We start from the raw sequence: 3,927 nt of genomic DNA, 5'->3' as shown, positions 1-3,927 counted from the left end.
CCACCCACCCGCACCAACACGAAAAGCCCCGCCCCTCACACACAGGGGCGGGACTTGACGAAACGATCGACGAAGACGAACCGTCAGCCGATCTCAGTACCCGTGGCGGACAGCGCCTCAGTCACCGGCTGGAAGAACGTCTCCCCACCGGAGGTGCAGTCCCCGCTACCACCGGACGTGAGCCCGATCGCCTTGTCACCGGAGAACAGCGACCCACCACTGTCACCCGGCTCGGCGCAGACGTCCGTCTGGATCAGCCCGTTGACGATGTCACCGTTGCCATAGTTCACGGTGGCGTCCAGCCCGGTGACCTTGCCGTCGTGCACCTGGGTGGTCGACCCGCTCCGGGTGACCTCCATACCGACCGTGGCCTCCGCAGCCCCGCTGATGGCCTGCGACGACCCGTTGTAGAGATTGACCTCGCTCGGGTGGTCAACCTCGGCCGTGTACTTGACCAGCCCGTAGTCGTTGTCCGGGAAGCTGGAGTCCGCGTTGGTGCCGATCGCGTTGCCGTCCGCGTCCGACCACTCCGTGATGCCCTCGGTGCAGTGCCCGGCGGTCAGGAAGAACGGCTCGCCGCCCTTGACGACGTTGAAGCCGAGCGAGCAACGGCCACTGCCACCGGTGATGGCGTCACCACCCGCGATGAAGGGCTTGAACTCCCCCTTCGTCCGCTTCAGTTCCGCCGTGGCACCCAGCCCGTCGACGACCTTGCCGAGCTTGGCCCACTCGGCGTCGGACACCGTACGGTCAGCGGTGACGACCACCTTGTTGGTCGCCGGGTCCGTCACCCACGCGGTGCCGGGAATGGTCGCGTCCTGCTTGAGCGTCGTACGCGCGCTCTTCAGCTCGGCGAGGGAGTTCTCCACGACTCTGGCCTTGGCGCCGGCCGCCTCGACGGCGTCGGCGGCGGCCTCGTCGAGGACGTTCACGACAAGGTTCTTGGTCTGCGCGTCGTAGTAGGTACCCGCGGCGTCCCCGCCGAGGTCCTTGGCGAGCGTCGAGGCGAGCTTTCCGGCCGCGCCGACCGAAAGGATCTTCGGCGTCGACGCCTCGGGCGTCTCACTCGCGTTCGCAGTCTGCAAGGTCACGCCCGCGGCGACCAGTGCGGCGATACCCGCACCTGCCACGGCTGCACGCCGCTTGGGTATGCGTCGGTGCTTCAACTCACGTCCTCCTGTGGGGGGTCGGCCCGAAAGGTTGTGGGGACCTCGTCGGACCGGAAGGCGTACGGCCACGAGGGCGACACACAACAAAAGCCGCACCCGCACCGGTTGAACAACGCTCACTATTCCGAGACCCATGGGGAGCGCACAAGGTCGAGTTCCGGACGCGCGTAGAACACGGTTGCACGCCCCCCTCGTCTTGACCGTGCACAGTCACACGGGGCCTCTTCACACAGCAAACACTGCAAGCGAGCGAACCATACGCAAGGCGTGAGGTCTACTCCTGTCTCAAAATCGACCCTTCGGGATCCGATTCCAAGCGCGGCTCAAGGGGCGGAACTTCACCCTCCACGGACGACGACCCCACGGCCGACCGCTCCCCGGAGCCCGCCCCCCGCTGCGCCCCTTTCTCCAGAAATCGCAACAACTCCACCGGAATCGGAAGCACCAGCGTGGAGTTCTTCTCGGCCGCCACCGCCATCACCGTCTGGAGCAGCCGAAGCTGAAGAGCCGCCGGCGCGTCGGCCATCTGATGCGCCGCCTCCGCCAGCTTCTTGGATGCCTGGAGCTCCGCGTCGGCGTTGATCACCCGCGCCCGCCGCTCCCGGTCGGCCTCCGCCTGCCGCGCCATCGACCGCTTCATGGTCTCGGGCAGCGAAACGTCCTTGATGTCCACCCGGTCGATCGTCACGCCCCACTCCACGGCCGGGCTGTCGATCATCAACTCCAGCCCCTGGTTGAGCTGTTCACGGTTGGACAGCAGATCGTCCAGTTCGCTCTTGCCGATGATGGACCGCAGCGACGTCTGCGCCATCTGCGCGACCGCGAACCGGTAGTCCTCCACCCGGACGACAGCGTCGGCCGGCGAGGTCACCTTGAAGTAGACGACGGCGTCGACCCGCACCGTGACGTTGTCCCGGGTGATGCCCTCCTGCGCCGGCACCGGCATCGTCACGATCTGCATGTTTACTTTGCGCAGTTTGTCCACACCCGGCACGATCAGCGTGAACCCGGGCCCACGCACTTGAGGCCGAAGCTTGCCGAGGCGGAAGACCACGCCCCGTTCGTACTGCTTGACGACCCGCGCGGCCGCCGCCGCGTACACCACACCGGCGGACACGAGCGTCACTCCCGCCGCCACCAGCTCCTCGACCATCACCGACCCCCAGGGTCCGACGTGGGCGCACTACAGGGGAGAACTGCCTGCGCGTCGACGGTAACCCCGGCGCGGGAACAAGGGCGAGCCCCCGCACGACGGTTGCGTGCGGGGGCTCACCTGCTGCTGGCTGCCGGCTGCCTGCTGCCTGCTGCCTGCTGTCGATCAGGCCGAACAGAGCTGTCAGTAGACGCTGACGCCGTACGCGCTGAGCGCCTCGGTGACCGGCTGGAAGAAGGTCGTGCCGCCGGAGGAGCAGTTGCCGCTGCCACCGGAGGTCAGACCGTACGCGGTCCCGTTGCTGCCGTAGAGCGAACCGCCGGAGTCGCCGGGCTCGGCGCAGACGGTGGTCTGGATCAGACCGCCGACGACGTCGCCGCCGCCGTAGTTGACGGTCGCGTTCAGGGCGGTGACCCGGCCGCTGTGCGTGCCGGTGGTGGAGCCGTCGCGGATGACGGTGGTGCCCACGCTGGGCGTGGCCGCGCGGGTGATGTCCACGCCGTTCGCGGTGCCGGGCCGGCTGACGGAACCGGAGTACCGCACGATGCCGTAGTCGTTGCCCGGGAAGCTGGAGCCGGCGGTCGAGCCGATGACCTGGGTACGACCGGAGTTGGAGTACCAGGTGCCCGCACCGTCGGTGCAGTGGCCGGCCGTCAGGAAGTACTGGTTGCCGCTGCTGTCCTGGACGTTGAAGCCGAGCGAGCAGCGCCAGCTACTCGCATAGATGGCGTCGCCGCCCTGGATGAACTTGCTGAACTTGCCGGGGGTGCGCTTGATGGTGAGCGCGTCGGCGTCCGCCCCGGCCTGCTTCTTGATCTTCGCTATCTCCGCCTGGGAGACCGTGGAGTCGACGGTCACCATGACGCGGTTGGTCTTGCTGTCGACGGCCCAGGCGGTACCGGGGACGTCGGCCTTCAGCACGGAGCCGCTGACGCTCTTGAGCTCGGCGGCGCTGAAGGTCGCGGGAGTCTCCGCGGCGGTCGCGTTGGGGATCGCAATCGCGGCCGCGGCCACGAGTCCGGAGGAAACGGCGATCAGCCGGGTCCGTCTCGTAATGCCACTGCGGGGGGTGGTGCGCTTGATCCTCACTTTTCGTTCCCTCCAAGGGAAGTCGGGGGCCCGCGTGGGGTCGGGGCCCGTGAGGCGCAGTCAGCCGGCCCACCGTCTCCGGATTCCGAACACGTCGTGCCCCTGACAAGCGCTGAGGGGGAGTATTCGGCCGAACGGCCGGTTGGCGCAAGAGCGCCTTTCGGCCGTCAACTGTTGAACCACCGGTACGACAACGCCCATCTAGGGGCGCGAGGAACTGCGCGACCAGCCACAACGGACCCGCAGACGGCAGACCACCGCGAGCGGCACCCCCTCCCCCGCCCCCAAACGGAAGACCTAGCAACCGTCGCAAGGGCAACAGCAATCGCACCCGTCGCAGTCACAGTCCCGGCAGCAGCCCTCACGCTTCTTACGCGACCACGGCCCCTCGTACTCCTTCGCACAGCACAGCTTGCAGGTGCAGCACAGCAGCCAGAACATCCCACAGCCCGCCCAGAACCCACGCCGCTTCGGCGGCTGAGGCGCCGGCACCCCGCCGAACCCACCGAAGTCACC

3 protein-coding genes and 1 pseudogene are annotated in these 3,927 nt (G+C 67.8%); all 4 read right to left on the bottom strand.

The genetic code is table 11. The annotated features are described in order from the left end of the window. Window positions 1–83 precede the first annotated feature (83 nt). On the bottom strand, window positions 84–1,166 hold the full coding sequence (locus tag L0P92_RS42790) for a S1 family peptidase (protein WP_234768537.1): 1,083 nt from the start codon (window positions 1,164–1,166) through the stop codon (window positions 84–86). Window positions 1,167–1,443: 277 nt separating this feature from the next. Further along, complete coding sequence (locus tag L0P92_RS42785; protein WP_234768538.1) at window positions 1,444–2,322, bottom strand: slipin family protein; 879 nt, start codon at window positions 2,320–2,322, stop codon at window positions 1,444–1,446. A 183-nt stretch (window positions 2,323–2,505) separates the two neighbouring features. Further along, on the bottom strand, window positions 2,506–3,411 hold the full coding sequence (locus L0P92_RS42780) for a S1 family peptidase (protein WP_234768536.1): 906 nt from the start codon (window positions 3,409–3,411) through the stop codon (window positions 2,506–2,508). A gap of 297 nt (window positions 3,412–3,708) precedes the next feature. After that, a pseudogene (locus tag L0P92_RS42775) lies at window positions 3,709–3,927 on the bottom strand (hypothetical protein); the annotation flags it as partial.

Source organism: Streptomyces muensis, from assembly GCF_021474425.1.
GTDB lineage: Bacteria > Actinomycetota > Actinomycetes > Streptomycetales > Streptomycetaceae > Streptomyces > Streptomyces muensis.
Note: the sequence above shows the minus strand (reverse complement) of the source record. Positions and strands in the feature narration are given on the sequence as shown.

Coding starts and splice junctions, on each gene's coding strand:
- L0P92_RS42785 (WP_234768538.1), bottom strand. CDS start 2,322: ATGGTCGAGGAGCTGGTGGCGGCGGGAGTGACGCTCGTGTCCGCCGGT.